We start from the raw sequence: 590 nt of genomic DNA, 5'->3' as shown, positions 1-590 counted from the left end.
GCTACACAAACGCAAAACATCCCCAGCAGATTTACTCCTGCAAGACCTACAATGCCTTTGGAAAGAACCACTGCACCCAGCACCGGATTGATTATGACACCCTTTACAGTCATGTGCTGCGGAAAATCCGGGAATGTGCCAGAGCTGCCTGATGGACGGGAAAGCGGTTGCTGACCGCCTGACCAATACCTGTGAAGCCGAGCAGCGGGAACAGCGGGAAGCAATGGAACGCTCCCTTACAAGGGACGAGGAACGGATTGAGGTTCTGGACAAAATGGTAATGCGGCTTTATGAAGATATGATTGCAGGGCGTATCAGTGAGCAGAACTTCAACACCATGCTGGAAAAGACACAGACCGAGCAGACGGAACTTAAAACAAAAGTGTCCGAGGGCAGAAAGCGGCTGTCCGATGAAGTCCAGCTTGCCAATGACGCAAAACAATGGGTGGAAGCCATTCAGGAATACGCCAACATTACAGAACTGGACGCAGCCACCCTCAACCGCTTAATCAAAGAAATCGTCGTGCATGAGCGCATTGACGAAGATAAAACAAGACACATTTCTATCGAAATTCATTTTAATCTCAAAC

Annotated in this window: 1 pseudogene; it reads left to right on the top strand. The window is 49.0% G+C overall.

Going from position 1 to position 590, the window contains the following annotated elements:
• Positions 1-590: pseudogene (locus DW059_RS15760) on the top strand (DUF4368 domain-containing protein); the annotation flags it as partial.

This window comes from Roseburia sp. AF42-8 (assembly GCF_003435965.1).
Taxonomy (GTDB): Bacteria; Bacillota; Clostridia; order Lachnospirales; family Lachnospiraceae; genus Roseburia_C; species Roseburia_C amylophila.
This window is presented reverse-complemented; position numbering and strand designations above follow the sequence as displayed.